Annotated in this window: 21 protein-coding genes; 3 read left to right on the plus strand and 18 right to left on the minus strand. The window is 70.1% G+C overall.

Going from position 1 to position 16,135, the window contains the following annotated elements:
• The 18 genes from BN2660_RS14835 to BN2660_RS14920 form a co-directional block, all read right to left on the minus strand.
• The gene (locus tag BN2660_RS14835) at window positions 1-216 is read right to left on the minus strand and encodes a flagellar FlbD family protein (protein WP_091233989.1); all 216 of its coding nucleotides are present in this window, start codon (window positions 214-216) and stop codon (window positions 1-3) included.
• 178 nt (window positions 217-394) lie between these two features.
• The gene (locus BN2660_RS14840) at window positions 395-1,561 is read right to left on the minus strand and encodes a flagellar hook protein FlgE (RefSeq protein WP_091233993.1); all 1,167 of its coding nucleotides are present in this window, start codon (window positions 1,559-1,561) and stop codon (window positions 395-397) included.
• A gap of 30 nt (window positions 1,562-1,591) precedes the next feature.
• Window positions 1,592-2,041 (minus strand): flagellar hook assembly protein FlgD, encoded by a 450-nt coding sequence (locus BN2660_RS14845; RefSeq protein ID WP_091233996.1) that lies wholly within the window; start codon window positions 2,039-2,041, stop codon window positions 1,592-1,594.
• Window positions 2,042-2,056: 15 nt separating this feature from the next.
• On the minus strand, window positions 2,057-3,409 hold the full coding sequence (locus BN2660_RS14850; RefSeq protein ID WP_141651309.1) for a flagellar hook-length control protein FliK: 1,353 nt from the start codon (window positions 3,407-3,409) through the stop codon (window positions 2,057-2,059).
• The gene (locus BN2660_RS14855; RefSeq protein ID WP_091234004.1) at window positions 3,406-3,774 is read right to left on the minus strand and encodes a hypothetical protein; all 369 of its coding nucleotides are present in this window, start codon (window positions 3,772-3,774) and stop codon (window positions 3,406-3,408) included. The genes BN2660_RS14850 and BN2660_RS14855 overlap by 4 nt, the downstream gene beginning before the upstream one ends.
• A complete protein-coding gene (locus tag BN2660_RS14860; RefSeq protein ID WP_091234008.1) occupies window positions 3,771-4,196 on the minus strand; it encodes a flagellar export protein FliJ in 426 nt (141 codons plus the stop codon). The genes BN2660_RS14855 and BN2660_RS14860 overlap by 4 nt, the downstream gene beginning before the upstream one ends.
• On the minus strand, window positions 4,193-5,590 hold the full coding sequence (locus tag BN2660_RS14865) for a FliI/YscN family ATPase (protein ID WP_091234011.1): 1,398 nt from the start codon (window positions 5,588-5,590) through the stop codon (window positions 4,193-4,195). The genes BN2660_RS14860 and BN2660_RS14865 overlap by 4 nt, the downstream gene beginning before the upstream one ends.
• A complete protein-coding gene (locus BN2660_RS14870; RefSeq protein WP_141651310.1) occupies window positions 5,587-6,225 on the minus strand; it encodes a FliH/SctL family protein in 639 nt (212 codons plus the stop codon). Before BN2660_RS14870 ends, BN2660_RS14865 begins: the two co-directional genes overlap by 4 nt.
• A 134-nt stretch (window positions 6,226-6,359) precedes the next feature.
• Window positions 6,360-7,442, minus strand: coding sequence for a flagellar motor switch protein FliG (fliG, locus tag BN2660_RS14875; RefSeq protein ID WP_255305203.1), 1,083 nt, complete (start codon window positions 7,440-7,442; stop codon window positions 6,360-6,362).
• Window positions 7,439-9,079 (minus strand): flagellar basal-body MS-ring/collar protein FliF, encoded by a 1,641-nt coding sequence (fliF, locus tag BN2660_RS14880; protein ID WP_091234017.1) that lies wholly within the window; start codon window positions 9,077-9,079, stop codon window positions 7,439-7,441. Before fliF ends, fliG begins: the two co-directional genes overlap by 4 nt.
• Before the next feature lie 3 nt (window positions 9,080-9,082).
• Window positions 9,083-9,403 carry a flagellar hook-basal body complex protein FliE gene (gene fliE, locus BN2660_RS14885; protein WP_091234020.1) on the minus strand — a complete coding sequence of 107 codons (321 nt, stop codon included), beginning with the start codon at window positions 9,401-9,403 and terminating at the stop codon, window positions 9,083-9,085.
• Window positions 9,403-9,795 (minus strand): flagellar basal body rod protein FlgC, encoded by a 393-nt coding sequence (gene flgC / locus BN2660_RS14890; protein WP_091234024.1) that lies wholly within the window; start codon window positions 9,793-9,795, stop codon window positions 9,403-9,405. Before flgC ends, fliE begins: the two co-directional genes overlap by 1 nt.
• Window positions 9,792-10,139 (minus strand): flagellar basal body rod protein FlgB, encoded by a 348-nt coding sequence (locus BN2660_RS14895; RefSeq protein WP_091234027.1) that lies wholly within the window; start codon window positions 10,137-10,139, stop codon window positions 9,792-9,794. Before BN2660_RS14895 ends, flgC begins: the two co-directional genes overlap by 4 nt.
• A gap of 109 nt (window positions 10,140-10,248) precedes the next feature.
• Complete coding sequence (locus BN2660_RS14900; protein WP_091234031.1) at window positions 10,249-10,527, minus strand: hypothetical protein; 279 nt, start codon at window positions 10,525-10,527, stop codon at window positions 10,249-10,251.
• A 4-nt stretch (window positions 10,528-10,531) separates the two neighbouring features.
• Window positions 10,532-10,945, minus strand: coding sequence for a flagellar export chaperone FliS (gene fliS, locus BN2660_RS14905; protein ID WP_091234034.1), 414 nt, complete (start codon window positions 10,943-10,945; stop codon window positions 10,532-10,534).
• Between the two features lie 42 nt (window positions 10,946-10,987).
• Window positions 10,988-12,349: a flagellar filament capping protein FliD gene (gene fliD / locus BN2660_RS14910; protein ID WP_091234037.1), complete on the minus strand. Its 1,362-nt coding sequence runs from the start codon at window positions 12,347-12,349 to the stop codon at window positions 10,988-10,990.
• Window positions 12,350-12,450: 101 nt separating this feature from the next.
• On the minus strand, window positions 12,451-13,275 hold the full coding sequence (locus tag BN2660_RS14915) for a flagellin N-terminal helical domain-containing protein (protein ID WP_091234041.1): 825 nt from the start codon (window positions 13,273-13,275) through the stop codon (window positions 12,451-12,453).
• A 118-nt stretch (window positions 13,276-13,393) separates the two neighbouring features.
• Window positions 13,394-14,548 (minus strand): sigma-70 family RNA polymerase sigma factor, encoded by a 1,155-nt coding sequence (locus BN2660_RS14920; protein ID WP_369690558.1) that lies wholly within the window; start codon window positions 14,546-14,548, stop codon window positions 13,394-13,396.
• Between BN2660_RS14920 and BN2660_RS14925 the strand changes: the two genes are divergently transcribed.
• Genes BN2660_RS14925 through BN2660_RS14935 form a run of 3 tightly spaced genes read left to right on the plus strand, consistent with a single transcriptional unit; the run spans window position 14,518 to window position 16,117 of the window.
• The gene (locus BN2660_RS14925; protein ID WP_091234854.1) at window positions 14,518-15,108 is read left to right on the plus strand and encodes a sulfite oxidase-like oxidoreductase; all 591 of its coding nucleotides are present in this window, start codon (window positions 14,518-14,520) and stop codon (window positions 15,106-15,108) included. The genes BN2660_RS14920 and BN2660_RS14925 overlap by 31 nt on opposite strands.
• Window positions 15,105-15,830, plus strand: coding sequence for a ferredoxin reductase (locus BN2660_RS14930; RefSeq protein WP_255305205.1), 726 nt, complete (start codon window positions 15,105-15,107; stop codon window positions 15,828-15,830). The genes BN2660_RS14925 and BN2660_RS14930 overlap by 4 nt, the downstream gene beginning before the upstream one ends.
• Window positions 15,827-16,117 (plus strand): DUF6510 family protein, encoded by a 291-nt coding sequence (locus BN2660_RS14935; protein WP_141651311.1) that lies wholly within the window; start codon window positions 15,827-15,829, stop codon window positions 16,115-16,117. The genes BN2660_RS14930 and BN2660_RS14935 overlap by 4 nt, the downstream gene beginning before the upstream one ends.
• The last annotated feature ends 18 nt before the right edge of the window (window positions 16,118-16,135 follow it).

A 16,135-nucleotide genomic window follows, 5' to 3' on the forward strand; every position in this document is an offset into this window, starting at 1 on the left:
TCACTCCCCCGTGTTCCGGCCGAGCGTCCGCGCGGCGTCGAGCACGCGTGCCCGGTAGGCGACGATCAGCTCGATGACCGCATCGAGGCTCTCGGCGACGACGTAGACGTGTCCGTCGAGCATGTGGAGGGTCGTGTCGGGAGAAGCCTGGACGCGTTCGATCAGGTCGGGGTTGACTGCGAACCTCGTCTGGTCGAGTCGGGTGACGGTGATCATCGGATGCGCTCCGGGCGTCGGGATGGAGGGGGAAGTCCACCCGACTATCGCGACGCACTGCCCGCCCGGTAACCCGCGGCCGAGGCAGAGCGCATCGAGACCGGGGGCACCGGAGGACTCCCGCGATGACGCGGAGTCCCCCGGTGCCCGCGGGGTGGAGGCGCGATGGCGCCCAGGATCAGCGCTTGAGCTGCGTGAGTTCCTGGAGCACCTCGTCGCTCGTGGTGATGATGCGCGCGTTGGCCTGGAATCCGCGCTGGGCGACGATGAGGTTGGTGAACTCCTGCGACAGGTCGACGTTGCTCATCTCGAGCGCTCCCGAGACGAGGTCGCCGAAGCCGGCGTCGCCGGGCTCCCCCATGCGCGCCGCACCGGAGTTGACCGAGACGCGGTAGGCCGTGCCTCCGGCCTTCTCCAGTCCCTCCGGGTTGGCGAAGGTCGCCATCGCGATCTTGCCGAGCGTCTGGGTCGCGCCGTTGCTGAAGGTGCCGACGATCGAGCCGTCGCCGGTGATGCTGTACGACTTCAGCGTCCCCGCCGCCGCGCCGTCCTGCTTCGTCACGGCGACGGTCGAGAGGTCGGCGTATCCGGTGACGGCACCGAGGTCCACGCTCAGGGCACCCGCGGTCAGCGTCAGGCCTGCTCCGGTCTGGGTGCCGTTCGTGAAGGCGAGAGCGCCGGTCGCGCCGCTGTTCGGCTCGGTGACGTTCCAGCCCGCGGCGGTCTTCGTGAACGTGAGGCTGAGGGTCGACGGCGTGCCTTGAGCGTCGTAGACGGTGACGTCGCGCACGAGCTGATCGCCCGTCTTCGCGGTCGACGGGAGGTTGCCGGTCACGGTCGCCGACGTGGTCGCCCGAGCAGGCGCGACGGCGTCGAGGGGCAGCACGATGTTGCCGACTGCCTGACCGGTGTTGACCACGCCGTTCTGCGCGGCCCACCCCTGGACGACCGAGCCGTCGGCGGTGACCATCTTGCCGGTGGGGTCGAACGAGAAGCCGCCCGCACGGGTGTACAGGGTCTCCCCTCCGGAGCGCACCGCGAAGAAGCCGTCGCCGGAGATCATGAGGTCGCCGCCCCGGCCGGTCGCCTGGGCCGAGCCCTGAGCGAAGTTGGTGCGGACGCCGGCCACCTGCACTCCGAGACCGACCTGGGCGGGGTTGCGCCCGCCGACCTCGTCGTCGGGGATGCCGGGGTTGCCGATGAGCTGCGAGAGGGAGTCCTGGAACAGGACCGACGAGCCCTTGAAGCCGGCGGTGTTGACGTTGGCGATGTTGTTGCCGGTCACGTCCAGCATGGTCTGGTGCGACCGGAGGCCGGAGATCCCGGAGTAGAGCGAGCGAAGCATGTGATTCTCTCTTCCTGTGTCAGATGGAGGTCAGGCAGCGGCGCTGGGGGCCGGTGCGGATGAGGTCGTGGAGGTGATGCCGGTGATGACGTCGAGGGCGACGCTCTTGCCGCCGATGGTCACCTGTGGGATCGGCCCGTCGAAGGAGACCTTCGTGACGACGCCGGTGACGCTCTTGCCGTCGGCATCCTTGTAGCTCGCCTCCTGCCCGATGAGCGCGGTGGCCGCCTGGCGCATGTTCAGCGCGAAGGCCTCGCTGCCGTTGTCGGCGAGGGTGGTGAGCTGCTCCATCATGGCGAGCTGCGTCGTCTGCGAGATCATCTCGTTCGTGTCCATCGGACTCGACGGATCCTGATGCGTCAGCTGGGTGACCAGCAGCTTGAGGAACACCTCGCTGTCCATGGTCTGCTTGCGTGCTGCGGGGTCGGTGGTGCTCCCGGTGTAGATCGAGCTCGGTGCGCTCACCGCGTCGACGGTCATGGCGATGGTGTCCTCTCAGGCGAAGGTGTCGAGGCCTTCGCCGATGGCGGCGCCGGCGATGGTCTGGATGCTGCGGGCGACGGTCGTCCCGCGCTCACCGGGGCGACGGTCGCCCCGTTCGTCGGGTCGAGGCTCACGGCCCGAGCCCTGGTCGGCGGGACCGCTCCCCTCGCCGGCGGAGCCACGGCCGGCGTCCGCCTCACCCGCCGCGCCGTGCGCGACGCTGAGGGTCGCCGTCGGCATGACGGAGGCGAGGTCGCGGCGCAGGTCGGTGGCGATCAGGCGCAGCGCGTCGCGCCCGGCATCCGTCCCCCCGAACAGCTCGACCTGCACGTCCCCTCCCGCGCTGATGTGCGCACGCAGGGTGACCGGTCCGAGGCTGTCGGGATTCACGGTCATCGTGAGCTGGTGGGTGCCGGCGGGTCGCTGGGCGAGGTTGATCACGGCGGGCGCGACCTGTGCGGCGACGGCACGAGGCGACGGCGCGTCGGACGCTCCGGTCGGCACGGGTGCTGAGGCACCGCCCGCCTGCGCGAGCGGCGGGGCGCTGAGAGTGGGCGTCGCGGACGCGGGAGCGGCGGCGGCCTGTGCAGGAGCCGGGGACTCGGATGCTTCGCGGCTCGGCGCGCCCTCTCCCGGGACGGGCACCGGTGTCTGAGTCCCTCCCGCATGCACGATGCGGAACGCCTGCGGGTCGGCACCGGCAGTGGGCGTCGCGGTGGCGGTGGCGGTGGAGGACGGCAGCGGGGAGACGGCGGGCGTGGCGGTCGTCACGGTGGTCGACGCGGGGGCCGACGCGGTCGCCGGTGCGGCGGGCCCCGACATCGAGGAGTCGCCGTCGGCGTCGGCACCGGCCGTCGCCACGGCATTGGCGGCGATCCGAGAGGCGGGATCGGCATGCTCCGGCGCCGCGGCGTCCGCGACCGGGCCCGGCGCGACCACCGTCGGCGATCGGTCCAGCACCGCGGCACCCGGAGATCCCGCGGGCGCGGCGGACGAGGCAGACGACCCGGCTGAGGGCGTCTCCTCGTGCGCGTCGCCGGTCGGCGCGGGAGCGTCGCCCGTCGGCACCGGTGATCCGGCATCCCCCTCCACCGGCGTCGCGGCCTGCCTTCCGAAGAGCAGGACACCGGCCACGGAGGAAGCGAGGTCGCCGGCTGCGGGCGAGGACTCCGGCTCCCCGGTGGCCTGCTCGGCCTCCGTCGTCTGCGCCCCGGCCGCCGTCCCGCGCTCGCCGTGGGCGAGATCGAACGACTGCTCGGCGCGTCCGAGCGCCTCGCCGAAGGCCGACCCGGTCGACGGCGCTGCGGCTGTCGGCTGGTCGGCGACGGCGGCAGGGCCGGCGCTCGCCATGCTGACCCCGTTCATCGGAGGAGCCCGGTGAGCTTCTGCATCGCCGCCGTCGGGTCGACCGCGCTCGTCGACTCGGTCGTCTGCGCGGAGAAGAGCGTCTGCAGGACCGAGACCAGCTCGGCCCCCGTCACGTCGTCCTTCGCGGTCCCCGTGGTCCCCGCGTCCACCGCTGCGGGACCTGACGCCGCATCGACCCCGGTCGCCGCCTTGGCGGCGTCGAGCACACCGGCGAACGTGGCTGCACTGGACTCGGTCGACGCGGAGGCCTCGGCGACGGCAGCCGCCTCCGCGACCTTCGCCGCGCGCGCCGCAGCGTCGAAGGAGACGATCCGGCTCTCGATGTCATCGACCCTGGCGATCACGGCGTCCAGCCCGCTCATGCCGCGCTCCCCTCTCCCCGCGCACTGCGGGCGACGGCGATCTCGTCCAGAGCCACCTGCTCGGCGGCGAGCTCCGCCGTCGCCGTGTCGAGGCGGTGGGTGTTCTCCAGACGCTCGAGTCCCTTGAGCTCGCGGCGGGCATCGACGTGTGCCGACTTCGCCACCGACTCGGAGTCCCGGGTCAGCTCGGCCAGGGCCTGCAGGTCACCGAGGGCGCTGCGTCCGGCAGCGCGCGCTGCCGCCATCGCCATCAGCGTGTGCCCGTCTCGGATGACGGGGCTGAGTTCCGACAGGCTCGCGACGGCGTTGCGCGTCGCAGCCTCGGCCTGGGCCCGCTCGGCGCTCGCATGAGCGAGCTGCTCCGCTGCGACCCGTTCTTGAGCGCCGCGCACGCGCAGCAGACCAGCCAGGGGAAAGGTCATGAGGTGAGTCCTCCGAATTCGCGGGAGAGTGCAGCGAGCTGCTGCCAGGATTCGATCGGCGATGCGAGCTCGTCCATGGGCTGGGTGAGGAATCGGCTGATCGCCGCGTCGTGGGCGACGGCCGCATCCACCAGCGGATTCGCGCCCGGGCGATACGCGCCGATGTCGATGAGGTCGTTCGCGCTGCGTCTGGCCGCGAGCACGCTGCGCAGCGTGACGGCGTCCTTGCGCTGCTCCGGCGTGGTGACCTTCGAGACCACGCGGGACACCGACCCGAGGACGTCGACCGCGGGGAAATGGCCGCGCACCGCGAGCGCCCGATCGAGCACGACGTGGCCGTCGAGGATGCCTCGCGCCGCGTCGGCGATGGGCTCGTTGTGATCGTCGCCGTCCACCAGCACGGTGTACAGGCCGGTGATGGATCCGGCGGTGCCCGTGCCCGCCCGTTCGAGCAGGCGCGCCAGCACCGAGAACGTGGAGGGCGGATACCCCCGGGTCGCGGGCGGCTCGCCCGCACTCAGGCCGATCTCGCGCTGCGCCATGGCGACGCGGGTCAACGAGTCCATCATCAGCATGACGTCGAGCCCGTCGTCTCGGAACTGCTCGGCGATGCGGGTGGCGACGAACGCCGAGCGCAGGCGGGCCATGGCCGGCTGGTCGGAGGTGGCGACCACGACGACCGAGCGGGCGAGTCCGTCCGGTCCCAGGTCGTCCTCGAGGAACTCGCGCACCTCGCGTCCGCGTTCGCCCACCAGGGCGATCACCGTCACGTCGGCCGTGGATCCACGGGCGATCATCGACATGAGCGACGACTTGCCGACACCCGAGCCGGCGAACAGGCCGAGCCTCTGACCGACGCCCAGCGGCGTCATCGTGTCGAGCACGCGGACGCCGGAGCCGAGCTGCCGGTCGATCCGCCGCCGGTTCATGATGCTCGGCGCGTCGTTGTCGAGGGGCACGTATGCCGCGCCGCGGTCTATCGGTCCCCTGCCGTCGATCGGCCGCCCCAGGCCGTCGAGGACCCGCCCGAGAAGCGCGGCTCCCGTCGGGACCTGCAGCGGTGCGCCGGCATGACGCACGCGGGCCCGCGCGTGGATGCCGTCGAGCGGCCCCAGAGGCATGCACCGTGCCGAGGATCCGTCCACGGCGACGATCTCGGCGTCGACCGGTCGCCCGTCCGCCGCGTCGATGCGCACCCGATCGCCCACCGCTCCGTCGATGCCCCGCACCTCGACGCCGAGCCCGCGCACGGCGCGCACGGTGCCGGAGCGCTCGGGGCGGGCAGCGTGCAGTGCTCGCCCCCAGGCTGCGGTCGTCGGAGAGACCGGGTCAGCCTGAACCGGAGCGGCCGTGGCGGCGAAGGTCGAGCGCGGAAAGGTCGAGCGCGCAGTCATGAGGCCACCGGGGCCGTGTCGTCGTCGGCGTGCAGCGCGGCGGATGCTCGCGCGAGAGCCTGGGCGATGCGCGTGTCCACGGCGCCGTCCTCGATCTCGATCAGCGCCCCGCCGGCATCCACGGCGGGCGACCCGCTCAGCTCCACGCCTCGAAGCAGGGGCTGCGTTCCCGGGTCGGCCGCGAGCGTCGCCGCATCCCGCTCGCTGAAGGTCACCCGCGTCCAGCGGTCGACGGGCATCTCGGCGAGAGCGCGATGCACGGCGTGTCCGGCCGAGCGGGCCGGATCCGACAGCTCCGCGCCGAGGATGGCGGTGGCGAGTTCGAGTGCCAGGCCTTCGATGCGGTCGGCTGTCAGCGCTGCCAGTTCGCCCACGCGCTCCTCGAGCAGCGAGTGCGCCTTCTGCAGGGCGCTGAGAACAGATCCGCGCTGGTGCAGATAGCCGTCGATGAGCTGCTGCATCCGCGCCTGCTCCGCGGCCTGCTCCTCCGCTGCCTGCTCGAGCGCGATCCGTCGGCCCTCGGCGAAGCCGTCGGCGTACCCCCGTGACCGTGCGCGCTCCGTCTCCCCGCGCACGTCGACCGGCTCGTCGCCCACGCGGGGTACGACGAGCGGCAAAAAGGCGGATTCGGACACGGAGGGCACCCCGGCGGTAGATGGCGTGGCCTGTCCGTGGCCCGAAGGGCGAGCGATCCGTGCTCCCTCTCGACTATCGCGACGCGGGGGCGGGTGTGTAACCACGATCGCCCCGGCACCGCCAGGCACGGGGATCACTCGATGAGCTCGTCCTCGTCCTCACGGGAGATCGTGATCTCCTCGGCGGCCTCGAGCTCGCGGATGATGCGGACGACCTCCGCACGCGCCTCGTCGACCTGGCGCATGCGCACGGGCCCGAGCACCTTGGTCTCCTCGGCGAGGTTCTCCTGGTTGCGCTCGGTCATGTTGGTCTTCACCTTGTCGGCGATCTGCTCGTCCGCCCCCTTGAGGGCGAGCGCGAGCATCCGCAGGTCGATGCCCCGGAGCACACGCTGCGCGTCCCTGTCCTCGAGCCGTGCGATGTCGGCGAACGTCACCATGCGGCTGCGGATGTCCTCCGCGAGGGCGAGGTCGCGGCCCTCCAGCGACGCCAGCAGTGACTTCTCGAGGGCGGTGTCCGAGCGGTTGATGATCTCGACGAGCGGCTGCACCCCGCCGATCGACTCGTGGTTGTCGCGCATCGCGAAGATGCCCGTGCGGGAACGGAGCGACTCGGCGACGATCGAGATCGCCTCCTGCGTCGCGGTCCCCATGGTGGCGATGGCCTGCGCGACGTCGGTGCGCAGCGGATCCTGCAGCGCCGCGAGCACCGCGGCGGCTCGATCCGCACGCAGATTCGCGAGCACGACGGCGACCGTCGTGGGCAGCTCGCCTTCGATGATGGTGGCGAGCTGAGCCGGGTCGGCGGCGTTGAGGAAGTCGAACGAGACGGCGCCCTGCGACATGACGCGACCGACGATGCCGACCGCCTTCTCTCGGCCGAACGCTGTCTCCAGCAGTCCCGTCGCCAGCTCCTGACCGCCGCGAGACGGCACGGAGCCCCCGTTCGCGATGCGGCGGAACTCGGTGAGGGCGCGGGCCGTCGAGGCGACATCGACTCCGCCGAGCTGGGTCAGCTCTGCGGCGAGCATCTCGGAGCGCTCTTCGCCCAGATGACGCAGGACCTCCGCGCCGGCCGCGCGGTCCATGTTCATCAGCACGATCGCCGCCTTGCGCAGACCGCTCATGGCCTGAGGCACGACGACCTGCTCCGTCTCGAGCGTCGACACCTCCACCGTGTCGGCCTGCGCGTCGAGCATCTCCGTCAGCATGCTCATACCCTTGCCTCATCCATCAGTTCGGCGAGTGCCGTGGCGGTGGCCTCGGGCTCGCGCTTGGCCAGGTCGTCGATCTCGCGGCGACGGCGCTCGACGAGCACCTTGTCGGGCTCGGGCTCGTCGTCGAGGTCGACCGCCGCCGAGGGAAGGAGCTTGGTCGGTGCCGTGAGGGGGATCGCGTCGGCGTCCTTCAGGCCCCGCAGCGACTTGAGCTTCTGCTCCTCGTTCTCGGTCACGGTGGCGAAGTACTCGATGGGGCCGTCGTCGGTGTACAGCACCCGGCGCTTCATCTTGCGCCGCACCGCGAGGAAGACGACGAGGATGATCACCGCGAGCAGGATGGATCCGCCGATGATGGCCGACCGCAGCAGCTCCTGCTGGAACTGCTGCTCGCGCTCGGCCTCGGCGGCCTGCAGAGCCGTCTGGGCTGCCGTGGCCCCGGTCTCGCTGAACTCCACGAACTCCACGGCGATCGCATCGCCGCGTTCGACGTCGATTCCTGCCGCGGACGCGACGAGAGCCTCGATCTGCCCCGCGGTGACGCCCGTGACCGCGCCCCGGTTCAGGGCGATGCTCACCGTCTGCCTGGTCACCTCGCCGGCCGGGGTGATGGTCTTCTCGGTCGACTTGTTGACGGCGTTGTTGCGCGAGGTCTCCTCGAACTCGTATGCGCCGTCGCCGTCGCCGCCGTTCGGCACGGCGATGTTGTCGGGGCCCAGCACTCCGGTGCCGTTCGCCTGTCCTCCGGTGTACGTCTCGGTCTTCGTCTGCTCCGAGGCGCTGAGCTCCCCCTCAGGGGCGGTGTACGTCTCGTCCATGCGCTCCGACGTCGAGTTCGCGACGTCGGCCGAGACCGTCACCGTCGCGTTGCCCGGTCCCACGATGGTCTCCAGCATCGCGCTGACAGACGCCGCGACCTTCGCCTCGTGCTCGGTGGCCTGCTTCGACGAGGTGCCGGTGAGGCCCGTGCCGACCGCCGACAGCACGGTGCCGTTCTGATCCGTGACCGCGACGTCCTCGGGCGTCATGCCCGGCACGGCCGCGCTCGTGAGATGCACGATGGCCTCGATCTTCTCGTCGCCGAGCGTCGAACCGTTCCGCGTCTTCACGAACACGGATGCCGTCGGGCTCTGCTGCTCGGAGACGAACACGCTCTCCTCGGGGATCGCGAGCTGCACGGACGCCGTGGAGATGCCCTCCATGGCGCCGATGGTGCTCGCGAGCTCGCCCTCGATCGCACGCTTGTAGGTGACGGACTGCTGGAACTCGCTCGCCGTGACGCCCATCTGGTCGAGCAGGGTGTATCCCTCGCTCGTGTCGCCGGGAAGACCGGCGGATGCTGCGGCGAGCCGCTGCGCGTACACCTGGTCGTCGGGGACGAGGATCGTCGCTCCGCCTTCGGCGAGCTCGTAGGAGACGCCGGCGGACTTGAGCTGCTCGACCACGGCCGAGGCGTCGCCGGCGCTGAGCCCGGTGAACAGCGGACTCATCTGCGGGCGGGTGAGCCAGGCGCCGAGGGCGATGGCCCCCATCACGAGCAGGGCGACGCCGATGATGGCGATCGTGCGCTGCGCGAGGGAGAATCCGGAGACGACCGTCTTCGCGCGGTCGTAGTAGGTCGTGAGCATCTTGGGCATGGCTCAGGCCTGCATCCTCATGATGTCGTTGAACGCGGCGACGCTGCGATCGCGCACCGCGACGACGAGGTCGAGAGTGACCGACGCCCGGGTCGACGCGATCATCGCCTGGTGGATGTCCTGCAGGTCTCCGGTGACGGCCTGGACGGCGAGCTCGTTCGACGTCGCCTGCAGCTGCTGCAGGTTCTCCATCGCTCCCGTGAGCGAGGTGGCGAATGCGCCGGCCGACTCCGGGTTCCGGGGTGCTTCGGGTCCGCTCTCGAAGCTGAGGGACGAGAGCGGGGTGACGCCCGTGGCAGCGACCGCGTCGATGGGCGTGCTCATCAGTTGCGTCCGATCTGCAGTGCCGCCTCGTAGGTGGTCTTGGCGCGGTCGACCACGGCCGCGTTGGCCTCGTAGCCGCGCTGGGCGACGATGAGCATGCTCATCTGGTCGCCGAGCTCGATGTTCGGGTACTGCACGTACCCGTCTTCGTCGGCGTACGGGTGCTCCGGGTCGTAGACGAGTTTCGCCGGGGCCTCCGACTCCTCGACACCGGCGACATAGACGCCGGGGCTGTCGGTGCCGGCCTGCACGGTGACGAGCTTCTCGCGGAAGGCGTCCTCCCCCGCGGGGGTCGCGGTGTTGACGTTGGCGATGTTGTCGCTGAGGGCGTCGAGCCACTTGCGGTGTGCGGTGAGGCCCGTCCCGGCGATGCCGATGGCGTCGAAGGTCATGCGGACGCCTGCCCGATGGCCTTGGTGATCGACGCCGCCTGTCCGCCCACGGCCTGGCTGGCGAACTGGAATCGCAGCACCGTGTCGATGTTCGAGAGGGTCTCCGTGTCGAGGTTCACGTTGTTGCCGTTGAGACGCGTCGGTTCGAGCGAGCGCTCCACGGTGGGCGCGACCGATCCGGTGCCGTTCGCGACGGCCGAGCGCAGCTCGTCCTCGAACTGCACCCGCTTGGCGTGGTAGTCGGGAGTGTTGACGTTCGCGATGTTCTCGGCGATCGAGCGCTGGCGCAGAGCCAGGCCGTCGAGGGCGCTGATCAGCGCGGAGGAGGTGACGGATTCGAGCACGGGGGCACTCCGGACGTTGGTGGAGAGGCCGATCCCTGGCCAATCGTCGAGCGATCCGTGCTCTGTGTGGACTATTGCGACACTGCGGCGGCTTCGTAACCTCGCGGGCTCAGCCTTCGACGTCGAGGTACGCGGGCGCGTCCTGTCGGGGGGTGGGGACCCTCCGCAGCGCCGCGATCTCCCGCGCCACACCGGCGCGCGAGGCGGCGAGCCCGTTGATCATCAGCTGCTGGCGAGCGCGCACCGACTCGGCGCGGGCGCGCAGCTCGTCGGGAATCGGCCCGGCCGGCGGCTCGAACGGCTGCGGGTCCAGCTGCTCGTCGGCGGCGTCGAGTGCACGCTCGAACCGGTCGAGCACGGCGAGCCAGGCGGTGAGGTTGTCCGGCACGGGATCAGCCGACGGCCGATGCCGAGCGCGCGGTGTCGGCGACGCTCAGCTCCGCAGCCGCGTGCCAGGCATCCCGCAGCGGTGCGACGAGTTCGCGGCACTCCGCGGTCGCTCCCCTGTCGCGCGAGACGTTCGCGGTGATCAGCCGGCCGGTGAGGTACACGTAGACGCCACGCAGCTCGTCCGAGCCGTCCCACGCGTCGGTCAGGGAGCCGTTCAGCTCCGACACGATCCACTGCGCGTGGGTGAGGTGGGTGCCGGCCGCGACCCAGTCCTCTGCATCCTGAGCGGATGCCGCGCGGTCGATGTCGACGAGCAGGCGGTCGTAGAGCAGGGTGAGGAGGCGCTCAGGCGACGCGGAGGCCACTTGCTGCTCCAGGTACTGCTGCTTGGCCCGGTCGAGAGAGGTGAGTGCCATGGGTGCGAGCTCCGATGCGAGGGGTTGTCACGAGGACGAGGGTCAGGATTCCTTGGTCGACAGCCCGGCGAGCTGGCTGGTCAACCAGGACGACTGGGACTCCAGCTTCGACAGCTGGACCTCGAGCTGCGCGTAGGTGCGCTCGAGGGTGGCGCGACGTTGTTCGAGCCTGACGTCCCACCGCTCGACCTGGACCTTGAGGGTCTTGACCTCTTCCTCCTGGCCGGTGATGCGCGTGGTCAGGAGGCCTTCGTACTTGTCCGAGTACTGGGTCGTCACGGCCTCCAGCCGGGACGACACCGCCGAGAACAGCTCCTGGGTGGACTCGGGGTCCTCCGCGAGCGCCGCGGCGAACTTCTCGGCGTCGAACGTTAGGACGCCCTTGTCGCTGATGCTGATGCCGATGGTCGAGGGCGACACGCCGTCGACGGGATGCTGTACGGCGTTCGCCAGCGCCCCGCGGAGGGTGCGCACGGTGCTGTCGCCTGTGAAGACGCCGAGTGTCGTGGTCTCGCCGACAGCGCCGACGGTCGCCTTCGACCCGTTGTCGATGCGCGTGAGCAGGCTTGCAATCTCCTTGACGAATGCCTCGGCCGTTGCCGTCTGCTTCTTCGCGTCACGCGCGACGCTCACGGTGACCGGGTCGGCGCCGGCCTTCGTGACCGTGATGTCGATGCCCTGGCCCACGCTGATCGTGTTGCTGGCGCTGGTGAGGGTCTGCTCCGCCGCAGTTCCGGCGAACAGCCGGATCCGCGCGTCCGCGCCCTGAGCGACGACCGCCGCACCGGGCTGGGCGCCGAGGTCCGTCGAGGTTCCGGCCGCCACGTCGGCGGCGGTGCCGCGGTGCAGCGTGAATTCGCCGGCCTCGCCGGTCTCGTTGGAGGTCAGCTGGATGCGTGAGAGCGGCTTCCCGTCGGCATCCGAGCCCGCCGGGACCACGGTCGCGGTGACCCCGGCCTTGGAGTTGTTGATCGCGTTCGCGAGATCCTGCGCTCCGGTGCCCGAAGGGGTGATCTCGACGGGATCGCCGTCGACACCCGCGACCGTGAACGTGCCGCCCCATGCGGTCGAACCCGCCGCGGCCGTCACGACCGAGTGCGCCGTCGCCACGGCGTCGATCACGACGCTGGTCGAGAACGCCATCGCCGTGGATCCGGCGGTGACCGTGACGGTGTCGGACGAGGAGGTCGCGGTGAAGGATGCCAGTGAGGTCGCGGACGCTGCGGTCTTCGCCTTCGTGACGAGGTCCTGCAGCGAGGTGTTCAGCGACTGAAGATTGGAGATGACCGTGTTCCGGTCGGTGATCTTGTTGGTGATGAGCGTCTTCGGGATCGCCGAGACGTCCATCAGAGCCTTGATGAGCTCTTCCGTCTTGAGCCCTGATACGAGTCCGTCGAGTTTCATCCCGGTCGTCTTCCGTGCGATGCGGTCAATGCTTCCTACAGGAAGGCGCCCGAACGGAGGTGACTCCGCCCGGGCGCCCTGTGCGCCTCAGGCGCAGCGGCTCAACGGAGCAGCTGCAGGACGCCCTGGCCCGACTGGTTCGCCTGCGCGAGCATGGCGGTGCCGGCCTGCTGCAGGATGTTCGAGGCGGTGTACTTGACCATCTCGGCAGCCATGTCGGTGTCCGCGATGCGGCTCTTCGCTGCGGCCAGGTTCTCGGCCGAGACCTGCAGCGAGTTGATCGTCGACTCGAAGCGGTTCTGGACCGCACCGAGACCGGCGCGAGCCGTCGAGACGCCCGTGATCTGCGTGTCGATCGCCGCGATCGTGGTGAGCGCGTTCGCAGCGGAGTCGACCGTGAGGCCCTTGACCGTGGCACCGAGACCCGCGAAGTCGGTCAGGGCGACCGAGATCTGGTCCTCGGCTGCGGTCGAGCCTGCGCCGACCTGGAACGTCAGGGTGTTTCCGCCGCTGAGCAGCTTGATCCCGTTGAAGTTCGTGCTCGCCGCGACGCGGGTGAGCTCGTCGCCCAGCGAGTCGATCTCGGTCTTGATGGCGGTGCGCGAGTTCGCGTTGTTCGAGTCCGAACCTGCCTGGACGGCGAGGTCGCGGACGCGCTGCAGGATCGAGTGCACCTCGGTGAGGGCACCTTCCGCGGTCTGGATGACCGAGATGCCGTCCTGCGCGTTGCGGGCTGCAACGTTCAGGCCGTTGACCTGCGAGCGCAGGCCCTCGGAGATGGCCAGGCCTGCGGCGTCGTCAGCAGCACGGTTGATGCGCAGACCGCTCGAGAGCTTCTCGAGGGACTTCGACACGTCGTTCTGGTTGACGGACAGGTTGCGGTACGCGTTCAGCGCGCCGACGTTGGTTGCGATCTGAAGACCCATGATGATTCCTCCGTGGATATGGGGTTGGACGCGGGTCCATCCGTGGACCTGCACATCCGACTTTCGCGACACCGTCGGTGTGCGTAACCACGACGAGGAGGATTTCCTCGCGGTCGGCTCAGACCGCCGCGAGAAGCTCGCCCGAGCGGTCTCGCGATTCCGCACGGACGGGTCCGAACAGGCTCTCGAAGAAGTCGGTCCGCGCCTTGGTCGAGCGGTCGCCGTCAGTGCCGTTCTCCCACGCCTCCATCGCCTCGCGCATGAGCGCGAGCCCTCGCGTGCGCAGCTTCGACACGTAGGCATGGCTGACCGACAGCTCCTCGGCGATGTCCTTCACCATGCGGTCGTCGAGGTAGATGCCGCGGATGACGTGGCTCATCGCCTCGGGCAGCGCCTCGATCACGCGGTTCAGCATCGTCCGGGTCTCGGACTGCTCGACGGCGTGCTCGGGCAGGATGACGCTGTCCGTGAGATCCGCTGCCTGGCGGCCGGTCTCGGCGTCGAAGTGCTCTTCGAAGCTCGTCGCGGTGCGCACCATGTCGTCGAGCTGCATCATCTCGACGACGGCGTCGGCGTCGAGGCCGGACTCGCGCGAGATCTCGGCGACGCTTGGCGTCCTGCCGGTTCGCGCCAGGACGGTCTCGGCGGCCAGGCGGACGCGCTCGATCTTGTCGCGCCCGCGCTCTCCTGCAGGATCCGCGCGCCGCATCTCGGAGAGCATCGCCCAGTTGATCTGGCTGCTCGCGAAGGCTCCGAACGGGATGCCGCGCTCCGGCTCGTAGGTCATCGCCGCCCTGGCTAGTCCGAGCCGCGCGGCCGACATCAGGTCGTCGAGGTCGACGTGCTGGGCGGTTCGCGCCTTCTCGATCGCCAGGAAGGTGGCGAGCGGCATGTTGTCGCGAGCCAGCTGTTCGGGGGACGCCGCGGCGAGCGCGGGTGCGAGGGGGCCAGAATCAACAGAAACAGCAGATTTGCTCGGCAATGTGACTCCGGAGTATGAGCGACTTGTATACGAGTGAAAGTAACACGTTCTGCACGTATTCAAGTAAAAAATGTTCGAACACTTGGTGACGTTGCGAGATCGAGATATGGGAGCTCGAGGGCGCCGACCGGCTGCGCCATCGTGCCCGAGAGCCCTTCCCCCTAGAATCAGTGCGTCAGCGCGCCGACCGCCCTTCGGCACCGGAGGACGGCTGTGCTCGGTCGATGCGCGGCATGCCCGACGAGAGAGAGAAGACGAGCATGGCTGTGATCTCACGCGGTTTCGGAGCACGGAGGCGGGAGTCGGACGACCGGCTCCCTCCCGGCCAGTACCTCACGGAGGACTTCCCCGTGCTCTCCGCAGGACCCACCCCGCGGGTCTCCACCGACACATGGGAGTTCGTCGTCGTCGGGCTCGACGGGGTACGGCGCACGTGGTCGTGGGATCAGCTGCAGGCGCTTCCGATCGACACGATCACCACCGACATCCACTGCGTGACCCGCTGGTCCAAGCTCGGCACCGAGTGGCGCGGAGTGTCGCTGGATCACCTGCTCGCGGATGCTGGCGACGGCGCCTTCACGCGCGTGTTCTCCTACGGCGGCTACACGACGAACGTGCCTCGGGCCGATCTCACCGGAGGGAAGGCATGGATCGCCTTCGAGTTCGACGGCGAGCCGCTCGCCGCCGAGCACGGCGGCCCCGCACGTCTGCTGGTGCCGCATCTCTACTTCTGGAAGTCGGCCAAGTGGGTGCACGGCCTCGATCTGCTGGAGCAGGACGAGCCCGGCTTCTGGGAGCAGAACGGCTACAACATGTACGGAGACCCGTGGAAAGAGGAGCGGTACTGGTGACCTCGGCACCGCTCTGGCTGGTGGCGGAGGTCGTCACGGCGCGCTCGGCGACTCCGCACGGGCGCGTCCTCGAGCTGCGCGTAGACGGGTGGCCCGGGAATCTGGCGGGTCAGCACGTGGATGTCCGGCTGACGGCGGAGGACGGATACCAGGCGGTGCGCTCGTACTCGCTCGCGTCGTCGGGCGGGGCGGACGTCCTCGAACTCGCCGTCGATGAGATCCCCGACGGAGAAGTCTCCCCGTACCTCGTCGAAGACGTGCTCCCCGGTGACCAGCTCGAGGTGCGCGGCCCCATCGGCGCCTATTTCGTGTGGACCCCCGACCGCCCGGAGCCCGTGCAGCTCATCGCCGGCGGATCGGGGATCGTGCCGCTGCTCGCCATGGCGCGGGCGCACGCCCGCTCGAACAGCACGGCCCCCATGCGGATGCTGTATTCGGTGCGCTCCGCGAACGACGCGTTCTACGCCGACGAGCTGACCGAGCTCGCGGACGACCGCTTCACGGTCGACTGGGTCTATACGCGGTCCGCCCCCGACGGCTGGCCGCGACCCGCCGGACGCATCGACGCCGCGACCATCGTCGCGAACACCATCCCCGCGGCCGACCGGCCGGCGGTGTACGTCTGCGGACCGACGAGCTTCGTCGAGGCAGCCGCGGATCTGCTCGTCACGGCGGGGCACTCCCCCGACCGCATCCGCACGGAGAGATTCGGGGGCGCATGATGGACGTCGAGCATTCCGGACACCGGGAGAGGGTCGACGGCAACGCCGCCGGCGGATACCTCCTCGACATCTTCGGCAGGGACATGACCGCCGCCCGAGCGTCCTGTGCGCAGTGCGATCACGAGGCCGCGCTCGCCGACGCCGTGGCCGAGCTGGACGACGCGGGCGTGATCCTGCTGTGCCGCGGGTGCGGACACACGCTGTTGACCTCCCTCCGTTCCGGCGCGGAGCAGACCCTCATGATCGGCAGTCTCACCCGCCTCCGGTGGGTCGTCGAGGGAGCGTAGTCGAACTCGCAGCTCAGC

Origin of the sequence: Microbacterium sp. 3J1 (assembly GCF_001049495.1) — a bacterium.
Lineage (GTDB): Bacteria > Actinomycetota > Actinomycetes > Actinomycetales > Microbacteriaceae > Microbacterium.

Coding starts and splice junctions, on each gene's coding strand:
- BN2660_RS14935 (WP_141651311.1), top strand. CDS start 15,827: ATGATGGACGTCGAGCATTCCGGACACCGGGAGAGGGTCGACGGCAAC.
- fliD (WP_091234037.1), bottom strand. CDS start 12,349: ATGAAACTCGACGGACTCGTATCAGGGCTCAAGACGGAAGAGCTCATC.
- BN2660_RS14860 (WP_091234008.1), bottom strand. CDS start 4,196: ATGACCTTTCCCCTGGCTGGTCTGCTGCGCGTGCGCGGCGCTCAAGAA.
- BN2660_RS14850 (WP_141651309.1), bottom strand. CDS start 3,409: ATGAACGGGGTCAGCATGGCGAGCGCCGGCCCTGCCGCCGTCGCCGAC.
- BN2660_RS14865 (WP_091234011.1), bottom strand. CDS start 5,590: ATGACTGCGCGCTCGACCTTTCCGCGCTCGACCTTCGCCGCCACGGCC.
- fliS (WP_091234034.1), bottom strand. CDS start 10,945: ATGGCACTCACCTCTCTCGACCGGGCCAAGCAGCAGTACCTGGAGCAG.
- fliF (WP_091234017.1), bottom strand. CDS start 9,079: ATGCCCAAGATGCTCACGACCTACTACGACCGCGCGAAGACGGTCGTC.
- fliE (WP_091234020.1), bottom strand. CDS start 9,403: ATGAGCACGCCCATCGACGCGGTCGCTGCCACGGGCGTCACCCCGCTC.
- BN2660_RS14845 (WP_091233996.1), bottom strand. CDS start 2,041: ATGACCGTCGACGCGGTGAGCGCACCGAGCTCGATCTACACCGGGAGC.
- flgC (WP_091234024.1), bottom strand. CDS start 9,795: ATGACCTTCGACGCCATCGGCATCGCCGGGACGGGCCTCACCGCACAC.
- fliG (WP_255305203.1), bottom strand. CDS start 7,442: ATGAGCATGCTGACGGAGATGCTCGACGCGCAGGCCGACACGGTGGAG.
- BN2660_RS14835 (WP_091233989.1), bottom strand. CDS start 216: ATGATCACCGTCACCCGACTCGACCAGACGAGGTTCGCAGTCAACCCC.
- BN2660_RS14840 (WP_091233993.1), bottom strand. CDS start 1,561: ATGCTTCGCTCGCTCTACTCCGGGATCTCCGGCCTCCGGTCGCACCAG.
- BN2660_RS14915 (WP_091234041.1), bottom strand. CDS start 13,275: ATGGGTCTTCAGATCGCAACCAACGTCGGCGCGCTGAACGCGTACCGC.
- BN2660_RS14855 (WP_091234004.1), bottom strand. CDS start 3,774: ATGAGCGGGCTGGACGCCGTGATCGCCAGGGTCGATGACATCGAGAGC.
- BN2660_RS14925 (WP_091234854.1), top strand. CDS start 14,518: ATGGCTGTGATCTCACGCGGTTTCGGAGCACGGAGGCGGGAGTCGGAC.